The organism is Johannesbaptistia floridana, from assembly GCF_057440575.1.
In genome coordinates, this window is the sequence record NZ_JALKVM010000010.1 from 1 (window position 1) to 4,669 (window position 4,669).

At 36.4% G+C, this 4,669-nt stretch carries 6 protein-coding genes; all 6 read left to right on the forward strand.

All coding sequences use genetic code 11. The features are described 5' to 3' along the window. Positions 1-90: 90 nt before the first annotated feature. The 6 genes from MW688_RS00780 (at position 91) to MW688_RS00805 (ending at position 4,559) form a co-directional block, all read left to right on the forward strand. Entirely contained in the window at positions 91-786 is a 696-nt protein-coding gene (locus MW688_RS00780) for a hypothetical protein (RefSeq protein ID WP_486733999.1), read from the forward strand. A gap of 2 nt (positions 787-788) precedes the next feature. Beyond that, the gene (locus MW688_RS00785) at positions 789-1,295 is read left to right on the forward strand and encodes a hypothetical protein (RefSeq protein ID WP_486734000.1); all 507 of its coding nucleotides are present in this window, start codon (positions 789-791) and stop codon (positions 1,293-1,295) included. A 1,088-nt stretch (positions 1,296-2,383) separates the two neighbouring features. After that, positions 2,384-2,524, forward strand: coding sequence for a hypothetical protein (locus MW688_RS00790; RefSeq protein WP_486734001.1), 141 nt, complete (start codon positions 2,384-2,386; stop codon positions 2,522-2,524). 33 nt (positions 2,525-2,557) lie between these two features. Next, the gene (locus MW688_RS00795; RefSeq protein WP_486734002.1) at positions 2,558-3,577 is read left to right on the forward strand and encodes a WG repeat-containing protein; all 1,020 of its coding nucleotides are present in this window, start codon (positions 2,558-2,560) and stop codon (positions 3,575-3,577) included. Between the two features lie 321 nt (positions 3,578-3,898). Beyond that, positions 3,899-4,108: a hypothetical protein gene (locus tag MW688_RS00800; protein WP_486734003.1), complete on the forward strand. Its 210-nt coding sequence runs from the start codon at positions 3,899-3,901 to the stop codon at positions 4,106-4,108. Continuing rightward, a complete protein-coding gene (locus MW688_RS00805; RefSeq protein ID WP_486734004.1) occupies positions 4,101-4,559 on the forward strand; it encodes a PIN domain-containing protein in 459 nt (152 codons plus the stop codon). Before MW688_RS00800 ends, MW688_RS00805 begins: the two co-directional genes overlap by 8 nt. Positions 4,560-4,669: the final 110 nt, after the last annotated feature.

Consider the following 4,669-nt stretch of genomic DNA (forward strand, 5'->3'; position numbering starts at 1 on the left):
AGAAAGGAGAGGGGTGGTTAAAAAATCCCCCACTGCGTGTAGCCTGGCCGTTGGCAGTAATTGTCACAAAACCGACAACAGATAATGAATATGATAGAACTTAAAATAAAAGGCAATAAGGAAAGCTATCAACTGACTAAAAAGGTTGATTATGTTGACATTTCTCTTAATGGAAATTTTGACTTTAATTCTAACAGTCGAATCAACTTTCGATATGACAATTTTAACCTGACCTTTGAGAACAGAAATAAGCTTTTCAAATTCGCTGAAGAAATAAGGGGAACGAGTTTAGACAAGTTGATTTTAACCTTTAGCAAGTATAATTTTGAAAGCTCACTTATAAACAACCTCGTAAACAAAAAATCTACCGAGATCGGGTTGTTAAAAGCAATTTTTTTAATATACTACTGGATTGACTTATCTCTAACAAATCCAACAGACTTAGACTTGGAGAAGCAACTATTTAACGAGTTTGTAGTTGACTGGACAAATCAACCAGAACCTCAAAAAGACATTTATTTCATTGACAAAAGTCACATTACACCTAACAACCGCCCTTATATTCAAAAATTGATAGACCTTAATTTACTTGCTTCTTTTAAAGTTCAGATTCACAACAGCGAGACAATTTCGACCTACTTTATCCCTCTTGTAAAACCAGGCGTTTCAAGAGAAAACTTTATGACAGAGTTCGATACTAAAGGTGATAAAACGTACAGCTTTTGGAAAAGCATTCTTAAGGACAGAGATATCAGAATTACTAACTGGATAAACAACAGATTTTAGTTATGGAAAACTTACTTAACTATGACGTATTGCTGTTGTTTTTAGGTGGACTGTTCTCACTTGTTCTATCAGTAATAATCATTATAGCAAAACAAGAACACAAACGCAGCATTGAAAGGGAGAGATTAAAAGTTATTCAACAACAAACACCAGAAGCAGTTGGAGACATAGAAGCAAAACTTAATGACTCATTTGAGTTTAGGAAATTTAATTTTTGGGAACTTCTGACGATTTGGGGGCTACAACCTCTTTTTATTATTTGTTTCGTAAATCTATTTAGTGCACAAGGAGCAATTGAAGTTGTTATAGCCTTTTTATTGACCATTTTTATTATCCTTCACGAATTTTGGACTGGCAATCAATATTCAAAAAATGGGTGGTATCAATTATTCATTCTAATACTTTGGGTTGGACTGTTTTTCACAATAAGCTATCGTGACAACATTTTAAAACAGCCAGACAAAGAAAAAACCGAGACACCAACAAATGTCGACAACGAGCCGAAATAGAACAACTACTGCCAACAATGGCTAGCCGACAATACTCCGTTTCACTCCGTACTGCGGCTAGCCGGGCCGTTGGGTGCAAGCCCTACCGGGGGGATCCATCCCGCCCGCCCGGCACTGCGCACATCCTCGCCTTAGGGCTCTTATGTGCGGCAATTGCTCGGGCTCACAGCCAACCCGCCCTGCACCCAACACAGGGCTACACACAATGGGGGTAAAATCTTAGAAATGAAAAAGGGTGGATAAGAAATCCGCACAGCCATCAAAAAGCCAAGCTTCGCCAATTTCGTCTTTTTGCTGTCTGCGCTGTATATTTGAAATAGGAACAGAAAGGGTTGGTTAAAAAATCCCCCACTGCGTGTAGCCTGGCCGTTGGGCGCACTCCATTTTGGGAATAAAAAACTGATAAACAAACGATTAGAGATTAAGCCTGCCTTTGAAAATCGGGAATAATTGGTTTTTGGAACCCGAGTTTTGTTTGTTACGGTCAATTGAATGTATAGCCCAATTAGGCAGGCAAAAAAGGAAAATAGAGTTGTTTTATCGGGTAATCCGTTGTCCCGAATAATTGAGATCCTTAACAATTACCGCTCCCTGTCATCGAAAGAAGAAATTGAGTTTTTGGGAGAGAGTTTGCGTTTAGGGCCTCAATACGGAAAATCAAGAATTTGGGTAAACCGTTGAATTGAGTAGGGTAGGAGATCAAGAAATTTGAACCTTTCACCGGATAAGAATCTGATCAAATTGAATCGGGTTGTCGAGAATCAAGTTGAAATTTTAGAGATTGAAAATCAGTAGATTGAATTGGTTAACTTGAATTTGAGACCGACCTGAAAAACTGAAATTTAGCTGAATCAAATTGAAGACAGGAGATTAAGAATTTGGATCAATTTGGAAGATTAGTCTTCGAGATCGGGAATAAAAACCGGTTAATTGGAATCAGTTTTCAAGATCAATTTGAGATCATCAGAATTAGGGAATCGATTCAATGAGATTGAAAAATCAGTAGAAAAGGCCCTTTTGAAGTATCCAGAATCGGTAAAACGGTCGCTTTTTTAGGTTTACAATGAATAAAATGGAAGCGCCCAACAATGGCTACACTCAAGCTGGGTAAAAATCTACGATTGAAAAAAGAGAATGAAAAGCCCGCTGCAGGCAGCAAAAGCCAGGCTGCGCCAGTTTCGCCTTTTGCTGCCTGCGCTAGTATTGGTGAAATCGGACGAAAAGAGTAATTTTAGAATCCCAGCCTGCGCGTAGCCGGGCCGTTGCCAGCAATCAAAAACAAAATTTACATATTGAAAAATAATAAAGTTGATATAAGAGATGCTTCAACGAACAAATGGTTGATGCTAATAATAATTTTCATTCCTAACCTACTGATATTTGGTCAAGAGGGCGAAAAAATATTAATGCCCTATCATAAAAATGGTAAATGGGGGTATGTAAACGATCAGAAAGAAATAGTAGTTGGACCAATTTATGATGAAGCAGGGTTGTTTTCAATTTATTTAGGAAAACCAAATTCAATATATGCAAGAGTCAAAAAAGGTGAGAAATATGGTGTGTTAAACGAATTGGGAGAATTAGTGCTCCCGATTGAATATGATTCAATAGAAAACTATTCACTACCGACTACAAATGGAGGTATCGGAATAGTGTATAAAGATGGCCAACGGTACTTTTTTGATCAGTATGGAAAAATCAAAGAGGAAGGACCTGTTGATTTGATATTAGAATGTAAAGATGGAATGTTTGACCACTGCGTAAAGATAAGGAGAGTTGAAATACCAGAAGATGAAGGAGGAACTTTCAATTATCAATTTTCATGTATAGAGAAAACTGAAGGAAAAGGTCAAACGGGATTAAAATTAGATACCCTAAAATTAGAAGTGGATTCGATAATACATATAGGAGGGTCAAAACTCATATATGGAAAGCGTTCAAAAATATCATTCTGCGATATCTTAGGAGAAGACGAAAAGGAAAAGAATATTTGTTCTGGTTTCATTTATGATGAAGTAAGGCTGTTCAATTGTAAAGAAATTGGCACAAATGTTTATGAACCAATAGCAGCTGTAAAGGAGAAAAATAAGTGGGGATTGATAAAATTTTCAACTCATTATTTAAAACAGCTGAATATGAGTTTAGATAGAGGACAAATAGTCATTGAGCCAAAATATGAAAGGATCATAAAAAGAATAGACAATATTTTCTTAGTTGAATTTGATCAAGGGGAATATGGTTATGTGAAGATAGGGAAAGGAGATTACATGGAATATTGGTAATAATTGACTGCTGGCAACAATGGCTACATGCTATGCCGGTAAAAATCTTCGAGAGAAAAATGGAGATTGAAAAACCCGCGCAGGCAGCAAAAGCCAGGCTACGCCAAGATCGCCTTTTGCTGCCTGCGCTAGCATTTGTGAAATAAGATGAAAATGGTAAATTTAGAATCCGGCACAGCACGTAGCCGGGCCGTTAGGTGCCATTTTATCAACTGATAATCAAGGATATATGTTAAGGTTAGTTGAAACTAGCCTAAAAAATCAACTTGAAGAGAAACCAATCTCTTCAAATAGTTGTAAATTACCTAAAAAGGATAACTTATGACGATTGAAAGGACTGATGGCGAAATTATAATAAGGATACCAGATTCTGTTGAATTTTCAGAGATTCAAAGGCTAATCGATTTTATAACCTATAAAGAGATAACTAAAGAATCGAAAGCTACACAAGAAGATGTAGATAGATTGGCAACAGAAATAAATAAAAACTGGTGGGAAGCAAATAAAGATAGATTTCTGAAGAATGAATAGGTTTATAGTTGATACAAATATTGTTTTCAGTGGGATTTTGAATACCAATAGCTCAATTGGAGATTTACTTCTAAATTCTGAACCTTTCCTGAAATTTTACTCAGTTACCTACATGAGAGTAGAAATCGACAAGCATTTAGATAAAATTGTTGAGATGTCAGGAATGTCAATTAATGAAGTTGAATATTGTAAATTTCAGATAACCAAGAAAATAGAATTTATTTCAGAGGAACAGATCCCTTTTAGAATTTGGCACAAATCAGCCAATTATGTAAGAGATATAGATATGGATGACATAGCTTTTGTTGCATTGAGTGAATACATGGGATATAACCTTTGGACTGGAGATAAGAAATTGATGAAAGGATTGATAGATAAAGGGTTTTCTAATTGCATATCTACACAAGAATTGGTGAAACTAAGAGAAGAAATTGAGAAATCAAATAAGTGAACAGGCACCTAACAATGGCTAGCCGACAATACTCCGTTTCACTACGTACTGCGGCTAGCCGGGCCGTTGGGCACAATCAAGAAAAAACAAAATGCCAGATTATTCAGAAT